21 protein-coding genes and 1 riboswitch are annotated in these 22,179 nt (G+C 71.1%); of the genes, 11 read left to right on the top strand and 10 right to left on the bottom strand.

The window, feature by feature from the left end; genetic code table 11:
- Positions 1–14: 14 nt before the first annotated feature.
- Positions 15–986 carry a universal stress protein gene (locus WS51_RS18945; RefSeq protein WP_069230011.1) on the bottom strand — a complete coding sequence of 324 codons (972 nt, stop codon included), beginning with the start codon at positions 984–986 and terminating at the stop codon, positions 15–17.
- 254 nt (positions 987–1,240) lie between these two features.
- Here WS51_RS18945 and WS51_RS18940 point away from each other — a divergent pair, with 254 nt between their 5' ends.
- The 3 genes from WS51_RS18940 (at position 1,241) to WS51_RS18930 (ending at position 6,219) form a co-directional block, all read left to right on the top strand.
- Positions 1,241–3,934, top strand: coding sequence for a winged helix-turn-helix domain-containing protein (locus WS51_RS18940; protein WP_069229642.1), 2,694 nt, complete (start codon positions 1,241–1,243; stop codon positions 3,932–3,934).
- 247 nt (positions 3,935–4,181) lie between these two features.
- Complete coding sequence (locus WS51_RS18935) at positions 4,182–5,306, top strand: porin (protein WP_069229641.1); 1,125 nt, start codon at positions 4,182–4,184, stop codon at positions 5,304–5,306.
- Between the two features lie 208 nt (positions 5,307–5,514).
- Complete coding sequence (locus WS51_RS18930) at positions 5,515–6,219, top strand: glutathione S-transferase N-terminal domain-containing protein (protein WP_059502050.1); 705 nt, start codon at positions 5,515–5,517, stop codon at positions 6,217–6,219.
- A 124-nt stretch (positions 6,220–6,343) separates the two neighbouring features.
- Here WS51_RS18930 and WS51_RS18925 read toward each other — a convergent pair whose 3' ends face one another.
- Positions 6,344–6,856, bottom strand: a complete 513-nt coding sequence (locus tag WS51_RS18925) for a MarR family winged helix-turn-helix transcriptional regulator (protein ID WP_059502047.1) — start codon at positions 6,854–6,856, stop codon at positions 6,344–6,346.
- A gap of 132 nt (positions 6,857–6,988) precedes the next feature.
- On the opposite strand from WS51_RS18925, the gene WS51_RS18920 reads away from it, so the two are divergent.
- A complete protein-coding gene (locus WS51_RS18920; RefSeq protein ID WP_069229640.1) occupies positions 6,989–8,173 on the top strand; it encodes an MFS transporter in 1,185 nt (394 codons plus the stop codon).
- 214 nt (positions 8,174–8,387) lie between these two features.
- Here the strand turns inward: WS51_RS18920 and cobM are convergent, their stop codons facing one another.
- The 4 genes from cobM to WS51_RS18900 are packed head-to-tail and all read right to left on the bottom strand — an operon-like array spanning position 8,388 to position 12,211.
- Positions 8,388–9,116 (bottom strand): precorrin-4 C(11)-methyltransferase, encoded by a 729-nt coding sequence (cobM, locus tag WS51_RS18915; protein ID WP_059502045.1) that lies wholly within the window; start codon positions 9,114–9,116, stop codon positions 8,388–8,390.
- A gap of 43 nt (positions 9,117–9,159) precedes the next feature.
- The gene (locus WS51_RS18910; protein ID WP_069229639.1) at positions 9,160–9,891 is read right to left on the bottom strand and encodes a cobalt-precorrin-6A reductase; all 732 of its coding nucleotides are present in this window, start codon (positions 9,889–9,891) and stop codon (positions 9,160–9,162) included.
- On the bottom strand, positions 9,888–10,976 hold the full coding sequence (locus WS51_RS18905; RefSeq protein WP_059449728.1) for a cobalt-precorrin-5B (C(1))-methyltransferase: 1,089 nt from the start codon (positions 10,974–10,976) through the stop codon (positions 9,888–9,890). Before WS51_RS18905 ends, WS51_RS18910 begins: the two co-directional genes overlap by 4 nt.
- Positions 10,976–12,211: a bifunctional cobalt-precorrin-7 (C(5))-methyltransferase/cobalt-precorrin-6B (C(15))-methyltransferase gene (locus WS51_RS18900; protein ID WP_069230010.1), complete on the bottom strand. Its 1,236-nt coding sequence runs from the start codon at positions 12,209–12,211 to the stop codon at positions 10,976–10,978. Before WS51_RS18900 ends, WS51_RS18905 begins: the two co-directional genes overlap by 1 nt.
- Before the next feature lie 204 nt (positions 12,212–12,415).
- Positions 12,416–12,606, top strand: a riboswitch (cobalamin riboswitch).
- Between the two features lie 30 nt (positions 12,607–12,636).
- Here WS51_RS18900 and cobG point away from each other — a divergent pair.
- From cobG to WS51_RS18865, 7 genes are all read left to right on the top strand, one after another.
- On the top strand, positions 12,637–14,079 hold the full coding sequence (cobG, locus tag WS51_RS18895) for a precorrin-3B synthase (protein WP_418219693.1): 1,443 nt from the start codon (positions 12,637–12,639) through the stop codon (positions 14,077–14,079).
- Entirely contained in the window at positions 14,072–14,698 is a 627-nt protein-coding gene (locus WS51_RS18890) for a precorrin-8X methylmutase (RefSeq protein WP_059449698.1), read from the top strand. Before cobG ends, WS51_RS18890 begins: the two co-directional genes overlap by 8 nt.
- Entirely contained in the window at positions 14,695–15,429 is a 735-nt protein-coding gene (locus WS51_RS18885) for a precorrin-2 C(20)-methyltransferase (RefSeq protein ID WP_059502040.1), read from the top strand. Before WS51_RS18890 ends, WS51_RS18885 begins: the two co-directional genes overlap by 4 nt.
- Positions 15,426–17,153 (top strand): precorrin-3B C(17)-methyltransferase, encoded by a 1,728-nt coding sequence (gene cobJ / locus WS51_RS18880; RefSeq protein WP_069229637.1) that lies wholly within the window; start codon positions 15,426–15,428, stop codon positions 17,151–17,153. Before WS51_RS18885 ends, cobJ begins: the two co-directional genes overlap by 4 nt.
- Positions 17,154–17,498: 345 nt before the next feature.
- Positions 17,499–18,854: a chitinase gene (locus WS51_RS18875; RefSeq protein ID WP_059449695.1), complete on the top strand. Its 1,356-nt coding sequence runs from the start codon at positions 17,499–17,501 to the stop codon at positions 18,852–18,854.
- A gap of 232 nt (positions 18,855–19,086) precedes the next feature.
- Positions 19,087–19,332 carry a hypothetical protein gene (locus WS51_RS18870; protein WP_059806492.1) on the top strand — a complete coding sequence of 82 codons (246 nt, stop codon included), beginning with the start codon at positions 19,087–19,089 and terminating at the stop codon, positions 19,330–19,332.
- 161 nt (positions 19,333–19,493) lie between these two features.
- The gene (locus tag WS51_RS18865) at positions 19,494–19,922 is read left to right on the top strand and encodes an NUDIX hydrolase (protein ID WP_059544660.1); all 429 of its coding nucleotides are present in this window, start codon (positions 19,494–19,496) and stop codon (positions 19,920–19,922) included.
- A 15-nt stretch (positions 19,923–19,937) separates the two neighbouring features.
- Here the strand turns inward: WS51_RS18865 and WS51_RS18860 are convergent, their stop codons facing one another.
- From WS51_RS18860 to WS51_RS18845, 4 genes are all read right to left on the bottom strand, one after another.
- A complete protein-coding gene (locus tag WS51_RS18860; protein ID WP_059868621.1) occupies positions 19,938–20,264 on the bottom strand; it encodes a low molecular weight protein tyrosine phosphatase family protein in 327 nt (108 codons plus the stop codon).
- 36 nt (positions 20,265–20,300) lie between these two features.
- Positions 20,301–20,873 carry a DUF1993 domain-containing protein gene (locus tag WS51_RS18855; RefSeq protein WP_069229636.1) on the bottom strand — a complete coding sequence of 191 codons (573 nt, stop codon included), beginning with the start codon at positions 20,871–20,873 and terminating at the stop codon, positions 20,301–20,303.
- A 118-nt stretch (positions 20,874–20,991) separates the two neighbouring features.
- On the bottom strand, positions 20,992–21,444 hold the full coding sequence (locus tag WS51_RS18850; protein WP_059502027.1) for a YaiI/YqxD family protein: 453 nt from the start codon (positions 21,442–21,444) through the stop codon (positions 20,992–20,994).
- Between the two features lie 67 nt (positions 21,445–21,511).
- On the bottom strand, positions 21,512–22,090 hold the full coding sequence (locus tag WS51_RS18845) for a vWA domain-containing protein (RefSeq protein WP_236872370.1): 579 nt from the start codon (positions 22,088–22,090) through the stop codon (positions 21,512–21,514).
- Positions 22,091–22,179: the final 89 nt, after the last annotated feature.

The following is a 22,179-nucleotide window of genomic DNA, read 5'->3' as shown; positions in this document are numbered from 1 at the left end:
TTCTCCGTAAGTATTCAGTCGGATGCGTGTCGCGCATCGTCGGATTCGTCCGCGTCCGGCTTCGCCGCATCTGCGCCGCTCGCCGCGGACGTATCCAGTTCGTTCCAGTCGGCGTCGCTCAAGTAGCGCCGCGCGGCCGGGAAAATCACGCCTTCCATGCGTCCCATCTGCTCGAACGCGCTGCGCGCATACGCGGCGAGCGCGGCATCGAATGCGCCCGACGGCAATCCGTCGGCGGCGAGCCGCGCCAGCGCGTCGAGCGCATGCGCATCGCGGCGCCGCTGGCGCTCGAGTTCGTCCAGTTCGGCCACGGCGCTCTCCGCCCGCATGCGCAACGCGGCGCACAGGCGGGCCTCGGCGGACGCGCCGAAGCGCGCGTTCTGCAGCGCGGCGAGCGACGCCAGCACCGCCAGCGCACCGCCCGCGTCGGCGGTCGGCCGCGTTGCCGCGTCCGGGTCCTTGCTTGCCATCGTCAGCGCCTGCAGCCGCTCGCCGAGCGCGCGGTGCGCCGCGAGACAGCGCGCCATCACGCGTGCCTCGGCCGGTGCACGCCGCGCCGGGCACACGAGCACCGGCACACGACTCGTCGCCAGCAACGAGCGCCGTTGCGCGGCCACGGCGGCATCGGCATCGTGCGGCAGCGCCGCGACGCCGATCAGGTCGCAGCCGAGCTCGCCGGCGAGCTTGGCGGGCGACGTCTCGTTCGCCCCCGGTTGGCCTGCCCCCGGTTGGCCTGCCCCCGGATGGCCGGCCCCCGGATGGCCGGCCCCCGCGATCGCATGGGACAGGCCCTGCGCCCGTGCGGCGGCTTCCACTTTCGCACCGTGTTCCGGCGTCCGCGCTCCGGATAAACGCGAGTTCGGCGCGGCGTCGGACAGCACGAACGTGACCCGCGCGCCGACCGCACGCGCCAGTTCGAGCGCATGGCCGATCGCGTCGATGCCGCCGGGCGCGCCGTCGACCGTCACGAGCAGATGGCGATACATCGCGCCGCTCCGTTTATCCGGCACGCGGTGCGCTGCGTCGCGCGCCGGTCGATACGATGTTCATGGTTCCTCCTCGTGGCATTCGTCGATTGCGTTCGTCACGCATCGGAACCCATGCTATCGACCGGGTGGCGGTGCTGCCCCACTCGTCGCGGGGGGGATTGACGCGCGAACGTGGTTCGGCCGATCCTGTCCCCCACGCTCATCCCGGACGCTGGCCAGCACGGCATCGCCGGACTCCGACTGCTGCCCCGATGGCCCACCCACCCGATCGCGCCGACGCGCCCCCCACCGAACTCGTGCTGAAGACGACCGCGCCGCGCGTGCCGGCGCAGTTGCTCGCGCGTGCGCGGCTGAGCCTCGCCGCGCCGGCGTTCGACGCGCGGCCCGTCACGCTCGTGCAGGCGCCGGCCGGCTACGGCAAGACCTCGCTGCTCGCGCAATGGCGCCGCGAATCCCTGGCGCTCGGCAGCGCGGTCGTATGGCTGTCCGCCGACGAGCGCGACGACGCACCGCGCCTGCTGCAGGGGCTCGTGCAGGCGGTGCGCACCGGGTGCGCGCGGCCCGGCTTCGGGCGCCTGATTCCGGATGGCGCCGCCCGCGCGCTGGAAGGCATGACCGCCTGGCTGGCCGAAGTCGCGCAACTGTCGCTCGACGCGCTGCTGATCGTCGACGATGCGGAGCGCTTGCCGCCCGCCGGCCTCGACGCGCTGACCTACGTGCTGCACAACGCGCCGCAGAACCTGCGCGTGGTCGTCGCGGCCCGGCGCGGCCTCGATCACGCGGCCGGCGATCTGCTCGCCGGCGGCCAGTGCACGCTCGCGGGCCCCGACTGGCTGCGCTTCACGCTCGACGAGACGATCGCGCTGGTCGGCGCGCGCTTCGCGCAGCGAGTCGACGCCGACGCATGCGCGCGGCTGTTCGAGCGCGTCGACGGCTGGCCGCTCGGGCTGCAGCTCGCGATGGCCGCGATGGCGCGCTCGGCCGATCCGCGGCAGGCCGTCGATGCACTCGCCGCGCGGATGGACGGCACCCGCGACCGGCTCGTCGAGCTGCTGCTCGCGAACCTGTCGGCCGACGACACCGCGTTCCTCACGCGCACGAGCGTCGCCGACCGCCTGCATCCGTCGCTGTGCGCCGCCTTGCTCGACGACGCGAGCGCCCCCGCCACGCTCGCGCGGCTCGCGCGCGACACGCCGCTGTTCATCGCATCCGACGATTCCGACTGGTGCCGGCTGCACCCGCTCGTGCGCGATACGTTGCGCGACCGCCTCGCGGCGCGCCCGGACGCCGAGCGCAGCGCGCTGCACGCACGCGCGGCCGCGTGGCTCGACGCGCACGGGATGACGGAAGAAGCCGCGCGCCACGCGTACGCGGCCGGCCAGTTCGACACGGCCTACGCGCTGGCGCAGCGCTGCCTGGAGGACGCGATCAAGCAGGGCCGCATCAACGACGTGCTCGACTGGCTCGCGCTGCTGCCCGATGCCGAGCTCGACAAGCGTCCGACGCTGCGGATCGCGGTCGCGTGGGCGCTGGCGCTCGGCGAGCGCCATGTCGAGGCGCAGCGACAGATCGCCGGCATCCTCGCCGAGCCCGGCACGCCGGCCGCGATGCGCTACGAATGCGCGCTGATCCTCAGCGCGGCGGCCTATTACGCGGATGAAATCGACCGATTCGTCGAGCTGTTCGAACCGTGGGCCGGCTTTACGCCGCCCGCGGCGACATGGCTCGCGCAGATGCACGCGAACCGTCTGGCGGCGCGCGCGATCATCGTCGGCGAACCGGCGCAGGCACGCCGCTTCCAGCAGGCGGCGCCGCGCGGCGAGACGGCGGCCGGATTCGGCTACGTCGCGCGCTGGGGCGAACTGATCACGGGCCTGAGCTATCTGCGCGAAGGCCAGATCCGGCTCGCGGACGACGCGTTGTCGCCCGCGCTCGCCCGCGCGGAAACCGACCTCGGGCGCCGCCATCCGCTGACCTGCATGCTCGCGGCGATGTGCGCGGCGATCGCCTACGAGGCCGACCGCGTCGACCAGGCCGCCGCGCTGCTCGCGAACCGGCTCGACGTGCTCGAGCACGCGGGCACGCCGGACACCGTGCTGCTCGGCTACCGGACGGCCGCGCGCATCGCGCTGCTGCGCGGCGTCGAGCATCGCGCGATCGACCTGCTCGAGGCGCTCGACGCGATGGGTGTCGCGCGCCGGCTGCCGCGCCTGTCGGTCGCGAGTCTCGCCGAGCAGGTGCGCATTCATGCGGCGCGCTATCGCGAGGCGACCTGCCATGCGCTGGTCGAGCGGATCGATGCGATCGCCGCGGCCGAGTTTCCGTCGCACGGGCCGCTGTGGCGGCGCCCCGTCGTGCTGCTGCAGGCGACGGCGCACGCGGGCGCCGCGCTTGCCGCGCGCCGCTGGGACGATGCATGCGCGGCGCTCGACGAGGCAGCGGTGCTGGCACGCGAGATGAGCATGGGACGCGAGCGCATCGAGATCATGGCGCTCAGCGCGTTCGCGCTCGAACAGTCCCGGCACGGCGGCCGGGCGCTGCTCGACGAGGCGATCAACCTGGCCGACATGTTCGGCCTCATGCGCACGCTCGCCGACGCGCATCCGGCCGTCGCCGACTGGGCGCGCCGCATCGGCGACGAGGCACCCGCGGGCGACGGCGCCGTGCGGCCCGCGCAGCCGCAGCCGCGCATCGTGCCGCCCGCGCCGCGCAACCCGGCCAGCCCGCGCGCGGTGCCGAGCGTCGTGCTGACGCCCAAGGAACGCGCGATTCTCGAACTGCTCGCGCGCAACCTGTCGAACAAGGAAATCGCGGTGGCGCTCGCCGTGGGCGAGGAAACCGTGAAGTGGCACCTGAAGAACCTGTTCGGCAAGCTCGACGCCAGCTCGCGCAAGCACGCGGTGCGTCGCGCGCTCGTGCTCGGGCTGCTCGAAAGCGCGCCGTGACCGCTGCCTGCGCGCATCCGTAGCGGCGTTGCGCGTGCCGTTGACGTCGACCTCGTCTTCGCTCCCCGTTCGATTCTCCGCAACCCTGCCCCCCGCGCTTGGGGGGGAGCGGCCGCGCGCCGTTGCGTAACCTTTCCGCACGGCTCGCCCCGGCGTCGCATCGCGCCTTCCTGCCTGCCCGCTGCTTCCCCCGCTTCACCCGCCCGGGCTCGATCCCGTGCGGTCCATTACGATCCTGGAGACTTCGATGAAGACGAAACTGGCCGCGCTCGCGGCGCTTGCCGGCTGTTCGGCGCTCGCGCACGCGCAATCCTCCGTCACGCTGTACGGCGTGGTCGATACGGGCCTGTTGTACCAGAGCACGTCGGCTGCATCGTTCAGCCCGAGCGCGCCGAACACCGGCAAGGTGTTCCGGATGAAGGACGGCGGCATCTATTCGAGTTTCTGGGGCATCAAGGGCAGCGAGGACCTGGGCGGCGGCTACAAGGTCAACTTCAAGCTGCAGGGTTCGTTCGACAGCGGCACCGGCAAGATGCAGCTGAGCGACACGCCGGGCGCCGCGGCGATCTTCAACCAGGTCGCGTCGCTCGGCGTGTCGGGGCCGTTCGGCACGTTCACGGCCGGCCGCCAGATCGTGCCGATGATCTATGCGATGGCCGACACCGACGTGCGCAACGCGCAGTTCTTCGGCAGCGTGCTGACCGCGTGGCTCGGCCTGAACACCGCGGCCGGCTGGCCGGGCACGAGCACCAACGGCGCGATTGGCGCGCTGTACGACAGCAACGCGCTCGTCTATCAGTCGCCGACGTTCGCGGGCGCGTCGATCGCGCTCGAATACGCGCCCGGCGGCGTCGCCGGGCAGTTCCAGGGCGGCACGCGCGAGTCGGTCGTGCTGCGGTATTCGAACTACGGGCTCAATGCGTCGGCCGTCTACTACAACGGCCACGACACGAACCCGGCGCCGGGTGTCGCGCCGACCGGCGTCGACAACAACCGCTTCGTGTACGTCGGCGCGAAATACACGATCCGCGACTTCTCGGTGTCGGCGTCGTACGGCAACGGCCGCAATCCGTCGCATGCGGACAAGGTGAACCTCGACATGCTGTCAGCCGGCATCGGCTATCGCTTCACGCCGGCGCTGCAGATCGCGTCGGCCGTGTACTACCTGAAGGACCGCAACCGCGCCGAGAACCGGTCGACGGCCGTCGTCCTCACCGCCGACTACAGCCTGTCGAAGCGGACGATGGTGTATGCGCAGGTCGGCCACGTGAACAACCGCGGCACGATGGACCAGATGCTCGTGTACGGGCAGCCGGTCGCGCCCGGCGTCGGCACGACCGCCGCGATGCTCGGGCTGCGGCACAACTTCTGACGACACGGCGACGCAGCGGCGCAGCGGCGCAGCGGGCGCGCGGCCGCCGTCTGCAGCGATTGCGGGGATCGGCTACAGTGGGCGTTTTCGGTGCGCTCCGCGCGCCTGTCGACGTGTTCGTCCCGTTCCTGCCGCGGTGTCGGCGGCGCCGGGCGACGCGCGGCAGGACGACGGAGCGCGGATCCTCCACATTGACGAGCGAACCTCCATGCCCGATCTGTCCGCCTTCCCGATCACGAAAAAATGGCCTGCCCGGCATCCCGACCGTCTGCAGTTGTACTCGCTGCCGACGCCCAACGGCGTCAAGGTGTCGATCATGCTCGAGGAAACCGGCCTGCCGTACGAGCCGCACCTCGTGCGCTTCGACACCAATGACCAGCTGTCGCCCGAATTCCTGTCGCTGAACCCGAACAACAAGATCCCGGCGATCATCGATCCGAACGGCCCCGACGGCCGGCCGCTGCCGCTGTTCGAATCCGGCGCGATCCTGATCTATCTCGCGGACAAGACGGGCCAGCTGATTCCGAAGGATCCCGCCGGCCGCTACGAGACGATCCAGTGGGTGATGTTCCAGATGGGCGGCATCGGGCCGATGTTCGGCCAGGTCGGCTTCTTCCACAAGTTCGCGGGCCGCGATTACGAGGACAAGCGTCCGCGCGACCGCTACGTCGCGGAATCGAAGCGCCTGCTCGCCGTGCTCGACGCGCATCTCGCGAATCGCACGTGGATGATGGGCGACACGTACACGATCGCCGACATCGCGATCTTCCCGTGGGTGCGCAACCTCGTCGGCTTCTATGAAGCGGGCGACCTGGTCGGCTTCGGCGAATTCAAGCATGTCGCGCGCGCGCTCGACGCGTTCGTCGCGCGTCCGGCCGTCGCGCGCGGGCTCAACATCCCGGCACGCGACTGAGACGCGCGGCGCGGGGGCGCCCGCTGCCCGGCCCGCCGCGTTGAGCGGCGGGCGATTCTCCCGCTTCCTTCAGGCGGTTCGTTTCTTGTTCGTCGCGTTCGTTCGACGTGACGATTCGGCGTCGCTATTTGTCGGCCGGCGCCGATGCCGCTTTGCCCAACCCCGCCAGCAGCTTTTCCAGCAACGCCGAAAGTTGCGCCTGCTCGTCGTCCGACAGCGCGGCCAGCATCGCGCGCTGATTGTCGACGTGCGCGACCACCGCCTCGTCGATCAGCGCGCGGCCGGCGTCGGTCAACGCGACGAGCGTGCCGCGGCCGTCGGCCGGGTTCGGCCGGCGCTCGACCCACCCGGCCTTCTGCAGCCGGTCGATGCGCGCGGTCATCCCGCCCGACGACATCATCAGCGCGTCGTACAGCGCAGTCGGCGTCAGCGCGAACGGCGCGCCGCTGCGCCGCAGCGTCGCCAGCACGTCGAATTCGCCCGGCTGCATCCCGTAGCGCGCGAACAACGGATTAAGACCGTCGCGTGCGATCACCAGCGCGGCCTCCTGCAGCCGGCCCATCACGAGCATCGACGACGCATCCAGATCCGGACGCTCGACGCGCCATTGCGCGAGCGCATGCGCGGCTCGATCCATTAACCCTCCTCGGTTCACCAGTTATCTTGACGTCGAGATAAATCAGCATTTATCTTGATGTCGAGATACTTTACATGAAAACGCGCGCCACCCCTGACGGAGGTGCCGCGCACCGATACCGAGGGCCGTTCCATGAATCGCTTCACTTCCCCCGGGTGGCGGCTTGCCGCCATCGTGCTGGTCGGACTGAACCTGCGGCCGGCGCTGGCCGCGATCGGTCCGCTGCTCGACATGATCCAGCGCGCGACCGGCATCGGCGACGGCGCGGCGAGCCTGCTGACCACGATCCCGATCCTGCTGATGGGCGTGGGCGCGCTGAACGCGCGGCGGCTGCAACGGATGACGGGCATCGCGGGCGGCGTGTGGCTCGGCGTCGCACTGATCGGCTTCGCCTGCGCGTCGCGCATCGGCGCGCGCCACGCGTGGCTGCTGCTCGCGAGCGCCTGCTGCGCGGGCGTCGGGATCGCGATGGTGCAGGCGTTGCTGCCGGGCTTCGTGAAGGCGCATTTCGCGACGCGGATCGGCGGCGCGATGGGCGTCTATTCGACGGCGATCATGGGTGGTGCGGTGCTCGCGAGTGTCGTCGCGCCGTTCGCCGCAGCCCGCTGGGGCTGGCTGGTCGCGCTCGCGGGCTGGGCGCTGCCGGCCGCGCTCGCGGCGCTCGCGTGGCCGCTGGCGAGCCGTGGCGGCGACGCGCTGGCGTCCGGGCCGACGTCGGGCTCGACGGTGCAGGCGCGGCCTTCGCGCTCGCCGCGCGCGTGGCGGCTCGCGATGTTCTTCGGGATCGCGACGGGCGCCTACACCCTCGTGCTGGCATGGCTGCCGCCGTACTACATGCGGCTCGGCTGGTCGCCGACCGCGGCCGGCGGCTTGCTCGGCGGCGTGACGCTTGCCGAAGTCGTCGCGGGGCTGGCGGTCTCGGCGACGATCGACCGCCTGCCCGATCGCCGGCCGGCGCTGCACGCAGCGATCGCGTCGCTGCTCGCGGGGCTGCTGGTGATGCTGGCCGCACCGCAGGCTCTGGCGTTGCCGGCCGCGCTGCTGCTGGGTGCCGGTATTGGCGCGCTGTTTCCGTTGTCGCTGATCGTCACCGTCGACCATGCGGCGACGCCGGCCGAAGCGGCGTCGTTGACCGGGTTCGTGCAGGGCATCGGCTATCTGATCGCGGGGCTGTTTCCGTTCGCGGCGGGCATCGTGCGCCAGCGCCTGGCCGATCTGTCGCCCGCGTGGGTCGCGATGGCCTGCCTGTGCGTCGTGCTGTTCGTGCTGGCGGCGGGGTTCGCGCCGCGGTTTGCGCGGCACGTGGCGCGCGCGTAGAGCCGGTCAGACGCGGTGCGTAAAGGCGGCGAGGCGTTGACCGGGTCGCGGCCGGCGCGTGGTGCTCCGGTGTTGCCCAGTCACGCCCGATGTCACGGTTGGAGCCGTTCGGCCAACGGTGTTGCCCGGCGGGCTGGTCGGCTCACGACACCATCCGTCGTCCCAAGCAAGGCCTCGAAACGCCACGTGCATTGCGTTTTCCGTGTACGCGCGCTCAGCTCGCGCTCGCATACAGCGTCGAATCCGCGAATCCTTCTGCATCGAGCACGCGGCCGATCAGGATCAGCGCGGTGCGCTCGATCCGCGTGCCCTGCACCTTGTCCACGATGTCGGCCAGCGTGCCGGTCACGCGCTCCTCGTCGGGCCAGCTCGCACGGTAGATCACCGCGACCGGGCATGCGGCCCCGTAGTGCGGCAGCACTTCGTCGACGATTCTCGCGAGATGCCGCACGCCAAGATGGATCGCGAGCGTTGCGCGATGCGCGGCCAGCGCGCCGAGCGCTTCGCCTTCCGGCATGGTCGTCTTGCCGGCGAAGCGCGTGAGGATCACCGTCTGCGCGATACCGGGCAGCGTCAGCTCGACGCCGAGCGTTGCCGCGCAAGCAGCCGTGGCCGTCACCCCCGGCACGATTTCATAGGGAATCCCGAGGGCTTTCAGTCGGCGAATCTGTTCGCCGATCGCGCCGTACAGCGACGGATCGCCTGAATGCACGCGCGCGACGTCCTGGCCTTTCGCATGCGCATCGGCGAGCAGCGCGACGATCGCGTCGAGGTCGAGCTCGGCCGTGTTGACGACCTGCTCCGCGCGATGGCCGTCGAGCACGGCGGGCGGCACGAGCGAACCCGCGTACAGGATCACCGGGCACGTGCGCACGAGACGCTGGCCCTTCACCGTGATCAGCTCGGGGTCGCCGGGGCCCGCGCCGATGAAATACACCGTCATCGAAAAATCTCCGTCAATTCATTGGGCAGCGGCTCGCGCGCCATCACGCGCGCGCGGCCGGGTCGAGCGCATCGAGCAGCGCGGCGGTCGAATCGAACGCGCGATCGACGTCGGGCAACGTCGGCCGGCGCAGCATCACGACCGGCAGCCTGCGTTCGCGCGCGACGTCGAGCTTTGCCTCGGTCGCGGCGCCGCCGCTGTTCTTGCTGACGACGACGTCGATGCCGGCGAGCGCGAACAGTGCGCGCTCGCCGTCGAGCGTGAACGGCCCGCGCGCGGCGATGATCTGCGCGCGCGCGTTGCCGGGATGCGCGTCGAGGCAGCGCACCAGCCAGAACTGGTGCGGCGGGATCTCGTCGAGATGCGCGAACGGTTCGCGGCCGAGCGTGAACAGCGGCCGCCGGAACGGCGCGAGCGCGGCCTCGATGCCGGCCCAGTCGTCGACCATGCGCCAGTCATCGCCGGGCTGCGGCGCCCACGGCGCGCGACGCAGCGCCCACAGCGGCACGCCCGCGTCGCGCGCGGCGGCCGCCGCATTCGCGCTGATTCGCGCGGCATACGGATGTGTCGCATCGATCACGAGGCCGATGCCGGCGCTACGCAGATACGCGGCGAGCCCCGCCGCTCCGCCGAAGCCGCCGACGCGCACTTCGCAGCGCAAGTCGTCGGGCACCTTGCCGAGGCCCGCGAGGCTGTAGACGTGCCGCGGGCCGAGCGCGCGTGCGATCTTCAGCGCGTCTGCGGTGCCGCCGAGCAGCAGGATGCGCGCGCTCATCGTGCGCTCCCGACGAAGCCGCCCTGCCGGTCGATCGCGAACATTTCGACCGCGACCGACGACGGTACGATGTCGCGCGCGACGCGCAGCGCATGCGTGCAGACGATGTCGCCAAGCGGCACGCCGTCGTGCTGCGCGAGCTTCAGCGCTTCCTGGCTGGTATTCGCCGCGCGCATCGCGGCCTGCAGCGCCGCGCTCGCGCCCGCCTCGGCCGCCCACTGCGCAAGCAGCGGCAGGTCGATGCTCGAATGGCGGCTGTGCAGGTCGAGATGGCCTGCCGCGAGCTTGCTCAGCTTGCCGAAGCCGCCGCACATCGACAGGCGGGCGACCGGCGCGCGGCGCAGATGCTTGAGCACCGCGCCGGCGAAATCGCCCATTTCGATCAGCGCCATGTCGGGCAGGCCGTAGTGCGCGCGCATCGCATCCTCGCTCGCGTTGCCGGTGCATGCGGCGATGTGCGAAATCCCGTTCGCGCGCGCGACGTCGATGCCCTGGTGGATCGACGCGATGTACGCCGAGCACGAGAACGGCCGCACGATGCCGGTCGTGCCGAGGATCGACAATCCGCCGACGATGCCCAGACGCGGGTTCATCGTCTTCAACGCGAGCGCCTCGCCACCTTCGACGCCGATCGTCACGTCGAAGCCGCCCGCGTAGCCGAATTCGGCCGCGAGCGCGTCGAGGTGCGTGGTCATCATCTGGCGCGGCACCGGATTGATCGCCGGTTCGCCGACCGGCAGCGTGAGTCCGGCGCGCGTGACGGTGCCGACACCGGGCCCCGCGTGAAAGCGCACGCCGGGCATCGCCGCGAGCGCCACGCGCGCAAAGACGAGCGCGCCGTGCGTGACGTCCGGATCGTCGCCGGCATCCTTGATCGTGCCGGCTTCCGCGCCGTCAGCCGTCGTCCGGCAGAACGCGAGCCGCATCATCACGCGCTGTCCCTTCGGCAGCACGATCTCGACCGCGTCGGCCGCGACGCCCGCGAGCAGCAGGCGCGCGGCCGCAAGCGACGTCGCGGTCGCGCAGCTGCCGGTCGTATAGCCGAAGCGCAGCGGTGCAGGTTGTTCGGGCGTTTCGTCTCGCATCATGCGCAGGCCGCGAGGCCGGTTGCCGTGGCATGCGGCTTGTGCACGTCGTACAGCGTGACGGGCAGCGGCTGCCGCCACGTGTCGAAGCGGCCGAGCGGCTCGGCGTGCGCGAGCGACACGCGCGTGAGCGTGCCGCCGTGCAGGTCGCGCCACGCGGCGAGCGCGAGCTCGCCCTGCAACGTGACGGCGTTCGCGACGAGCCGTCCGCCAGGCTTCAGCGCCGACCAGCACGCGTCGAGCACGCCGGGCGCGGTTGCACCGCCACCTATGAAGATCGCGTCGGGCGTCGCGAGCCCGGCGAGCGCCTCGGGCGCGTGCCCCGCGACGAGTTGCAGCGCCGGCACGCCGAGCGCGTCGCGGTTGTGCTCGATGAAGCGCTGCCGCTCCGCATGCGATTCGATCGCGATCGCCTGGCATGACGGATGCGCGCGCATCCACTCGATGCCGATCGAGCCGCTGCCCGCGCCGACGTCCCACAGCAGTTCGCCGGGCGCGGGCGCGAGGCGTCCGAGCGTCAGCGCGCGCATGTCGCGTTTGGTGAGCTGGCCGTCGTGGCGGTATGCGTCGTCGGGCAGGCCGGGCGTGAGTGCGCGGCGTGGCGCGTCGGGGCCGGCCTGGCAATCGAGCGCAACGAGATTGAGCGCGGCGGTTTCGTCGATGTTCCAGTCCTGCGCGAGGCCGTCGATGCGCCGCTCCAGCGGGCCGCCGAGGTGTTCGAACACGCTGATGCGCGTCGGGCCGAAGCCGCGCGCGGCGAGTTCGGCGGCGACCGTGGCCGGCGTGCGGCCGTCGGCGCTCAGCACGAACAGGCGCCGGCCCGGCAGCAGATGACGCGCGAGCGTCGCGAGCGGCCGGCCGACGAGCGACACCGCACCGACGTCCTGCAACGCCCAGCCGAGCCGCGCGGCCGCGAGCGACAGCGACGACGGCGCGGGCAGCACGCGCCATTCGTCGGGCGATAGTTCACGCACGAGAGTCGCGCCGACGCCGAACAGCATCGGGTCGCCGCTTGCCAGCACGCAGACGGGCGAACCGCGCCGCGCGAGCAGGCCCGACACGTCGAACGGCGAAGGCCATGCTGCGCGTTCGGCCCGCAGCCGTGCGGGCAGCATGTCGAGGTGCCGCTTCGCGCCGACGACACGCGTCGCCTCGAGCAGCGCGCGCCGCGCGCTGCGTCCGAGCCCCGCGTAGCCGTCGTCGCCGATGCCCACTACCGTCAGCCACGCCGTCATGCACCCTTCCCCATCGTCCGGTTCCATCGAGTCGGCGCACGGCGGCCGTGAAAGCGCCGGTGCGGCCGTCCGCATTGCGAAAGTCGGCATGGTACCGTGTTCCTCCACGCGTTTCATCTGCGGGGCCGCCGATGCCCGGCCGCGTAGCGCTTCGGCCGCGGTGCCCGTTCGGCGGTCGCGAAGCGCCGGTGAAATCGGGTATGCTACGGCCGTTCGTTCGCCGGTGCCCTTCGGGGCCGAAGAGGGAACACAGGGCGCGCACCGCGCCGCTGTGGCTGCCCCCGCAACTGTAGACAGCGAGCCGATCTCCCCCTCGTGCCACTGGTTTCACCGGGAAGGCCGGGAGCCGGCGCCGACCTGTCAGCCAGGAGACCTGCCGGCATGAAAGTGCGTGCGTGCCAGTCGGCGTCGGGCGGGGTGTACCGATGCGTTGGCCGCGGCGCGACACTGTCCCCGGTATCCCGTTGAGCTCCGCCCCCGATTCCATTCCTGCGTCGTCGCCCGTCGTGCGCCCGTCGGCTTGCCCGGGGCTCGTGCGCATCGTCGCGGCCGCCGACGGCGGGCTGTGCCGGATCAAGCTGCCCGGCGGCCGGCTCGACGCACGGCAGGCGCGTGCAATTGCCGACGCGGCCCGCGCCTGCGGCTCGGGCGCGATCGACGCGACCAATCGCGCGAATCTGCAACTGCGCGGCATTCGCGACGGCGCGGCCGAGACGCTGGCCGACGCATTGCTCGCCGCGGGCCTGGGCCCGCACGCGAGCACGGGCGATGCCGCCGACGACCGGGCCGCGCTCGCCGCCAGCGACGATATCCGCAACCTGATGCTCAGCCCGCTCGCGGGGCGCGATCCCGACGCACTCGTCGACAGCCGCGCGCTCGCGCTGCCGTTGCTCGACATGCTCACGCACGAGCCGCGTCGCGGCGAGGTGTCGCCGAAGTTCTCGATCCAGCTCGATGGCGGCGAATCGGTCGCGGCGCTCGATCATCCGCACGACATCTGGCTTGCCGCGCGACGCCGCGAAGACGGCGCAATCCGCATCGCCGCGGGCCTCGCCGGCTGCCCGCCGGTCGCGCCCGGCGATCCGCCCGCCTGGTTCGACGTCGCGCCCGACCAGACCGTCGCGCTCGTTCGCGCGCTGCTGCTCGCGTTCCTCGATCTCGCACCGGCCGATGTCACGCGCATGCGTGCGTTGCTCGCAGCCGGCGCCGCACGCGCGCTGCGCGAGCGCGCGCAGCATTACGCGCCCTTCCCGCTCGAGGCCGATCCGGGCTTGTCCGGCTGGCGGCGCAAGCATGCGGACGCGGCGCTGCGTTTCGGCGTACGGCCGTCGCGCGATGCGGATCGCTGCAGCGTCGGCGCGCAGTTCGTGCTCGGCCGGCTCGACGCAATCCAGCTCGAACGGCTCGCGGCACTCGCCGAAGCACACGGCGACGGCACGCTGTCGATGACCCCGTGGCAAGGCGTGTTCGTGCACGGCGTGCGGCACGAGCGCACGCGCGCCGTGCTCGACGCGCTCGCGGCGCTCGGCCTCGTGTGCTCGACCTCCGACCCGCTGGCGGCGCTGGTCGCCTGCACCGGCAGCGCAGGCTGCGCGAAGTCGCGCGCCGATACGAAACACGATGCGCTCGCGCTGGCCGCACGTATCGGCCATCCGGTCGACGTGCACCTGACCGGCTGCGAGCGCCACTGCGCGCTGCCGCACCCCGCCGCGCACACGCTCGTCGCGGTCGCGCCGGCACGCTACGACCTTTACCGGCGCGACGCCGCCGCGGGCCTCGGCGCCCCGCTCGCGCGCCATCTGACGATTGACCAGGCCGCGGCCCGACTGGCGGGCGCGCGGCACAGCCAGGACACCACCGATGCTTGACTACATTCGCGACGGGCAGGAAATCTACCGCCAGTCGTTCGCGACGATCCGCGCCGAGGCCGACCTGTCGCACGTTCCGCCCGATCTCGAGAAGCTCGCGGTGCGCGTGATCCACGCGTGCGGGATGGTCGATGTTGCCTACGACCTGCGCTTCTCGGCCGGCGCGGGCGCGGCGGGCCGCGCGGCGCTCGCGGCCGGCGCGCCGATCCTCTGCGACGCGCGGATGGTCGCCGAAGGCATCACGCGCGCGCGGCTGCCGGCCGGCAATCGCGTGATCTGCACGCTCGGCGAACCGGAAGTGCCCGACCTCGCCCGGCATCTCGGCAACACGCGCTCGGCCGCGGCGCTCGAACTGTGGCGCCCGCATCTGGCCGGCAGCGTCGTCGTGATCGGCAACGCGCCGACCGCGCTGTTCCACCTGCTCGACATGATCGACGCAGGTGCGCCGCGCCCCGCGCTGATCCTCGGTTTTCCGGTCGGCTTCATCGGCGCGGCCGAATCCAAGGCGGCGCTCGACGCCGACAGTCGCGGCGTGCCGTACGTCGCGCTGCTCGGCCGGCGCGGCGGCAGCGCGATGGCCGCGGCCGCCGTCAACGCACTCGCGACGGAGGCGGAATGACGGCCCCGCGCGGACGCCTGTTCGGCGTCGGCGTCGGCCCCGGCGACCCCGAACTGATGACGATCAAGGCGCTGCGCGTACTGCAGGCGGCGCCGGTGGTCGCGTATTTCGTCGCGAAGGGCAAGAAGGGCAATGCGTACGGAATCGTCGAGGCGCACCTGCTCGATGCACAGACGCAACTGCCGCTCGTCTATCCGGTGACGACCGAGGCGCTGCCGCCGCCGCTCTGCTACGAGACCGTGATCGCCGATTTCTACGATACGGCCGCCGAAATCGTCGCGTCACATCTCGACGCCGGGCGCGACGTCGCGGTGATCTGCGAAGGCGATCCGTTCTTCTACGGGTCGTACATGTATCTGCACGATCGCCTCGCGCCGCGCTACGACACCGAGGTGATCCCGGGCGTGTGCGCGATGCTCGGCGGCACCGCCGTGCTCGGCCAGCCGCTCGTCTATCGCAACCAGAGCCTGTCGGTTCTGTCCGGCGTGCTGCCGGAGGACGAATTGCGCACGCGGCTCGCGCAGGCCGACGCGGCCGTCGTGATGAAGCTGGGCCGCAATTTCGACAAGGTGCGCCGCGTGCTCGACGAGCTCGGGCTCGCGAAGCGCGCGCTGTACGTCGAGCGCGCGACGATGGCGGCGCAGCGCATCGTGCCGCTCGACGAAGTCGATCCGATGGCGTCGCCGTACTTCTCATTGCTGGTCGTGCCGGGGGAAAAATGGCAAGGATGACGACTCCGCCCGCGATCGTGATTCTCGGCGCGGGCGCGCTCGATACCGCGCGGCGCATCCAGGCGCGCTATCCGGGCGCCTCGGTGCACGGGCTCGCGTCGCGCGTGGAGGCCGACGTGCCGTTCGACGAACTCGGCGCGCACCTGCGTGAACTGTACGCGCGCGGCCTGCCGATCGTCGCGCTGTGCGCGGCCGGCATCGTGATCCGTTGCGTCGCGCCGGCGCTGGCCGACAAGGGCATCGAGCCGCCCGTGCTCGCGGTCGCGGAAGACGGCTCGGCCGTCGTGCCGCTGCTCGGCGGGCTGACCGGCGTCAACCTGATCGCGCGCGAAATCGCCGAATGCCTCGGCGTCGCACCGGCGATCACGACGAGCGGCGAGCTGCGCTTCGGCGCGTGCGTGCTCAACCCGCCCGACGGCTATGCGCTCGCCGATCTCCAGCAAGGCAAGCGTTTCGTGTCCGACCTGCTCGCGGGCGCGGCCACGCGCATCGACGGCGCGGCGCCGTGGCTCGACGACGTCGCGTTGCCGCGCGACGATGCGGCCGCGCATGCGATCCGCGTGACGCCCGATGCATGGCGCGGCGCGCGCGACGAACTCGTGATCCACCCGCGTAGCGTGGTGGTCGGCATCGACGCGCACGGCGTGCGGGCCGATGCGTCGCCGTCGCTTGCCGAGCGTATCGACGCGCTGCTCGAGATGCACGGTCTCGCTCGACTGGCGCTTGCCGCACTCGTCGCATCGGTTACGTTGCAGGGCGATGCGCGCGTCGAAGCGGCGGCACGGACGCTGGGCGTGCCGCTGCGCTTCGCCGATGTCGGCGGCGATGTCGCCGGCGACCGGGATGTCGATGCCGCTGCCCTGCTGGGCGCTACGCTGCGCGTTGCGCACACGCTGCGCGCAGTATCCGACGGCCTCGCGTGCGCGGTGGCGGCGCAGCCCGTCGACCCGGCGTCGCTCGGCCGTGCACGCGGCCGCCTGACGGTGCTCGGCCTCGGCCCGGGCGATGCGGCGTGGCTCACGCCCGCCGCCCGCACCGCGCTCGCGCAAGCCACCGACATCCTCGGCTACACGACCTACGTGACGATGGCCGGCCCGTTCCGCGCGAACCAGCGCGTGCACGGCACGGACAATCGCGAGGAAATGCAGCGCGCGCGCCATGCGTTCGAACTCGCGGCCGAAGGCCGGCACGTCGCGGTCGTGTCGTCGGGGGATCCCGGGGTGTTCGCGATGGCCGCGGCCGTGCTCGAAGCGCTCGACGAAGCGCGCGACCCGCGATGGGCCGCGGTCGAACTGCGTATCGAACCCGGCGTATCGGCATCGCTCGCAACCGCCGCGCAGGCCGGCGCGCCGCTCGGTCACGATTTCTGCGCGATCTCGCTGTCGGACAACCTGAAGCCGTGGAACGTGATCGAGACACGCCTGCGGCACGCGGCGCAAGCCGATCTCGTGATGGCGTTCTACAACCCGATTTCGCGTGCCCGGCCGTGGCAGCTCGACCGTGCGCTCGACGCGGTGCGCGCGTATCGAGCGGCAGACACCATCGTCGTGCTCGGCCGCGATATCGGCCGGCCCGGCGCGACGCTCGCGACGACGACGCTCGGCGCGCTGCGCAGCGATCAGGTGGACATGCGCACGATGGTGATCGTCGGCTCGTCGACGACGCGGCGTTTCGCGATCGGCGACGGGCGTGAGTGGGTCTACACGCCGCGCTGGTATCGCTGAAGGCGCGTCTCCCGCTATTCGCGTGCCGCGCGGGCCGGCCCGGCGTGGCCCGTTCGCCGGAAGCGGTCCATCGACATGGTGGACCGCTTCAGTGCGCATCGCTTCATCGCCCTGACAGACCACACGCGTCACGCAAGCGGAAAAATCTGCCGCCTCGCGTTTCGATATGCGATCGAATCGGCAAGATCGTTACGTATCGGGAATCGAATAACGAAAAGAACACCTAAGTATTCACGATTCGGCGCGAATCCTCCAAGATGAGCACGCCGCCAGGCGGGCATACCCGATCGCCCGCGAGGCGGCGATACGCAGGCCAGCGTATCCCTCTTCCACTTGGAGAACACAATGAACAACAACGTGTTGCCGCGATTCAACCCGCGCGCGCTCGCCGCGGGCTGCCTGCTCGCCATGGCGAGCGTGTCCCACGGCGCCGGCGTGTATGCGCCGTTCGTCGACGTGACGCTCTACCCGACGCCGCTCGTCGACCGGATCGGCATCCAGCAAGGCATCCAGCAGTTCACGCTGGCGTTCGTGGTCGCGGGCAGCGGCTGCGCGCCATCCTGGGGCGGCGTGCAGCCGATCGGAAACGGCGCGAGCGGCGACCTGCTCGCATCGCTGTCGACGTCGATCGCGAGTTATCGCGCGAAAGGCGGCGAAGTCGCCGTCTCGTTCGGTGGCGCGAACGGCACGCCGCTGATGCAGGCATGCTCGAGCGTCCCCGCGCTGAAGACGGCCTACCAGACCGTGATCGATACCTACGGCCTCACGCATGTCGATTTCGACATCGAAGGCGCATCGCAGCAGGACAGCGCCGCGATTGCCCGCAACTTCCAGGCCGTCGCGCAACTGCAGTCCGACTACGCGGCGAAGGGCAAGCCGCTGCACGTCACGCTGACGCTGCCGACGATGCCGACCGGGCTCACGCAGGATGGCGTGAACGTCGTCAACGCGGCAATCTCGAACAAGGTCGCGTTCGACGCCGTGAACCTGATGACGATGGATTACGGCCCCGCGAACATCGACATGGGCGCGGCCGCGATCAGCGCCGCGCAGGCGCTCTATACGCAACTCGATACGGCGTTCAAGTCGGCGGGCCAGCCGAAAACGGGCACGCAACTGTGGCAGATGGTGGGCGTCACGCCGATGATCGGGATGAACGACGTACAGGGCGAAACCTTCACGCTCGCGAATGCGCAGAGCGTATTGAATGCGGCGGTCGGCAACGGTTACGGATTCTTCGGCAACTGGTCGGTCGGCCGCGATCAGCCGTGCCCGAACAACGGCGCGTATGTCGCGCCGACCTGCTCCGGTGTCGCGCAGCAGCCGTACGCGTTCGCGTCGATCTTCCGCAAGCTCGACGGCAAATGGGGGGCGGGCGTCACGCAGGACCCGAACTACGGCGGCGGCTCGAGCGGCGGCACGCCGCAACCGGGCGCGCCCTGGTCGGCCGGCCAGGTCTATACGGCAGGCGCAACGGTGACTTACCAGGGGACGACGTACCAGGCGCAATGGTGGACGCAGGGCGACGTGCCCGGCCAGGCGGCGGTGTGGAAGCCGGTCGGCGGCGGCACGCCCGTGTGGTCGGCAACGACCGCGTATCAGGGCGGCACGTGCGTCACGTACCAGGGCGCGAAATACTGCGCGAAATGGTGGACGCAGGGCGATAACCCGAGCGCGGGCGGCGTGTGGGTGAAGTCGTGACGTCGCGACGCATCGGCGCGTGACGCGCGGCGGCCGTTCCCGGATGCCGTCGGGCATCGCGGCGAACGGCCGCCGAAGCAGCGGCACCGCGGGCCACGGCCCTGCCCGCCCATCCTGCCGGGAATGCGGCCGCCGGCAAGTGGGGAGGACACCGAACGCAGGCCGGTTGCGGCGCCCGGCCGCGGTTCGCTAAGCTGGCGGAAGGCGCTCATCCGAAAAAGGCGGATCTTTCATGAAACACATGCTGCTCGCGGTCATCGTGCTGGTGTCGACGCTGGGTGTCGCCCGCGCGCAAACCCAGACCTTCCATTTTGGCGAGGGACAATCGCAGCCGCGGGCTGCCGCGCCGACGGCACGACCCGCACCCGCGCGCCCGCACGTGACACCGCCACCGCATCAGCACCGGCGTGCGATCCACAAGCGGCGCCACGGCCGTTCCGGAAAACCGGCGCGCGCGGGGCTGTACACGCACGCGTGATGCGGTGCGCGTTGCGCGCGGCAACGCACGGAACTGTCACGAACGCCCGGTAAGATCGGCGCGGCGGCCTGCATGCCGCCGTGCCCGACGATCGGTCGACAGGCCGGCAGCCCCGGTGAACGCGCATTTCCCTCCACGACTCAGCATTTGTTTTGCCGAACATGAATACCGGGCCGGATACCGTCGTCAGCATCAAGGAACGCGCCACGATCGTGTGCCGCCAGCGCAGCAGCGTGCTGCTGGTCGCCCGTACCGCCGCGCGCTGGTCGCTGCCGGGCGGCACGATCAGGCGCGGCGAGACGCCGCTCGAGGCCGCGCAGCGGGAGCTGGCGGAGGAAACGCGACTGGAGGGGCTCGCGCTCGACTATGCGGTGCAGTTCGGCGGACTCACGAAGCTTCATCACGTGTTCGTGGCCGACGTGCCGCGACACCTGACGCCGCGCGCGAGCAACGAGATCGCGCGTTGCAAGTGGTTCGACGTCGAACGGCTCGAGACGCTGCGCGCGAGCGTGCCGACCCGCAAGATCATCGAACTGCTGCACCTCGACCGCTTTTCCGCGCTGGCGGACGGGCCGCCGCGCTCACGCTGATCCGACCCGGACCGGTCACGCGCGCAGCCACGGACCGGCCTTACGCTCGAGCAAGGCGATCAATTCCGGCTGCATGTACGCGTAGCGGTCCGGAATGTCGAGACAGACGATCTTCTTGTGCTTCAGCCGAGTGCTGTATCTAGCCAGAAGCTTCGCCTTGTGTGTGCGCTCCATCACGAACACGATCTCGGCCCACTCGAGTTGCTCGGCGGACAAACGCGTGTTCGCATCGGGCGCGAGGCCCGCGGAGTCGGCTTCGACACCCGGCCACGCGGCGAACACCGCCTCGGCCGTCGGGCTGCGCAGCCGGTTGCGGCTGCAGATGAACAGCGCCCGTGTCATGCCGGCGCATGGCGGCCGGAACGCCCGCTCAACCGTTCAACCCCGAGGAATCGTGCCGGGCCGCACGTAGGCCAGCATGTGCGGCACGTAGTCGGCCTTGCCGAGCTCGACGCCGTGATGCCGCAGGATCGCGTACGCGGCGATCGCGTGAAAGTAGAACTGCGGCAGCGCCCAGTCGCGCACGTATTGCTCGCCCGTCATGTCGAACGCGGTGCCGTTCGGCAGTTCGAGCGCGATCGGCAGCGCGGCGCCGCCATCGAGCGCGTCGGGCGCGAGTTCGCCGAGAAAGGCGATCGTGCCGGCGACGATCGCCTGCGCGTCGCTCAGCGTGCCGGGCTGCGCGTCGGCATGCCAGCCGGCTTCCCGCAACGCCAGCAGCGCGTCCGGCAGCGGCTCGGCGCGCAGCCGATAGACCGGTTCCATCGCCTGGAAACACGAAAACCGCACCTGGGCGGCAAGCGGATACATATCGGGCGCGAGCTTCAGCGTCAGCAACGCATCGGGCGCGTTGCCGTCGGCCTGCCCGTGCGCGGCGGCCTTGTCGGGCCACGCGGACTGCGCGCGCAGCATCTGCGTGAAGGTCGGAACGAGAAGTTGGGTCGGTGACATGCATGCTCTCCGATGAAGCGTTCGCGCCACGATATCGATGTCGGGGCGAATCCGTATTCTGCCGTAGCCGACGTTTCGACGCGAAACCGGTGACGTATCGCAAGACCGATGCCCGGTGTCACGGTTTGCCGTGGCGTGCCAGGAACCGATCGAATTGCGACGCGAACGCCTTGCCGTCGCGCGCGCTGAACGGGGCAGGCCCTCCCGTATCGATGCCCGCGCTGCGCAGTTGTTCCATCATCGCGCGCGTCGACAGCCGTTCCTCGATGTTCTCGCGGCTGAACCAGTTGCCGCGCGGGTCGAGCGCATGCGCGCCCTTGTCGAGCACGGCGGCGGCCAGCGGGATGTCGGCGGTGATCACGAGATCGCCGGCTTGCGCGAGCTCGACGATGCGCGCATCGGCCACGTCGAAGCCGGCCGGCACCTGCACCGCCTTGATGAACGGCGACGGCGGCGTGCGCAGGAACTGGTTCGCGACGAGCGTCACGCAGATCTCGGCACGACGCGCGGCGCGAAACAGCATGTCCTTGATGACGGCCGGACACGCGTCGGCATCGACGAGTATTTGCATGGCAATCGTTCCGGTAAGCAGAAACGGCGATCATAGCGCGGCACCGCCGATCGCCGCGCACGGGCGGTCAGTCGGGCAGCCCCGGGCACAGTAACGCGGCCGTCGTCCATTGCGCGCCCCATGCGTCGGCTAGCCGCCTGCCCTGCCCGATTCGCACGGCCGCGTCGTCGAAGTCGACGAACGTGACGTGATCGGCGGCAGCCGGTCTCGGCGGCGTTTCGCGGGTGCAACCGTCGGACAGCACCCAAAGCCAGCGCTGTTGATCCGGCGTGCGGCGCGCGGCGCCCGCGAGCAATTGCGCGGCCGCCGCGATGCCGTCCGCGAGCGGTGTGCCGCCGCCGCCGTCCACCGGTTCGAGCCAGCGCGCGTTCCACCAGCGCGGCACGGCCGGGCCGAAGCGCCGCGCGGCACCGTTGCCGCCGAAGCAAATCAGCGCGGTTTCCACGCGGTTGCGCGCGGCCTGATCGAAGTACGCGACGATCAGGCCTTTCGCGAGCGCGAGCCGGTCGTGCGACAGCATCGACGCCGAGCAGTCCAGCACGAAGCAATGCAGTGCGCGCGGTGTGCCGGCTCGCTTGCGGAAGCGCAGATGGCTGGCGTGCAGCGTGCCGCCGCGCTTCGCGGCGAGTGTCGCCGGCCATGCCACGGCCGTGCCGGCACGCACCGTCCCGGGTACGCGCGCGACAGCGCCTGGCTGCCATCGAGGACCGCGAATGGCATTCGCGGCGGCGGCGG

The organism is Burkholderia territorii (assembly GCF_001718335.1).
GTDB lineage: Bacteria > Pseudomonadota > Gammaproteobacteria > Burkholderiales > Burkholderiaceae > Burkholderia > Burkholderia territorii.
This window is presented reverse-complemented; position numbering and strand designations above follow the sequence as displayed.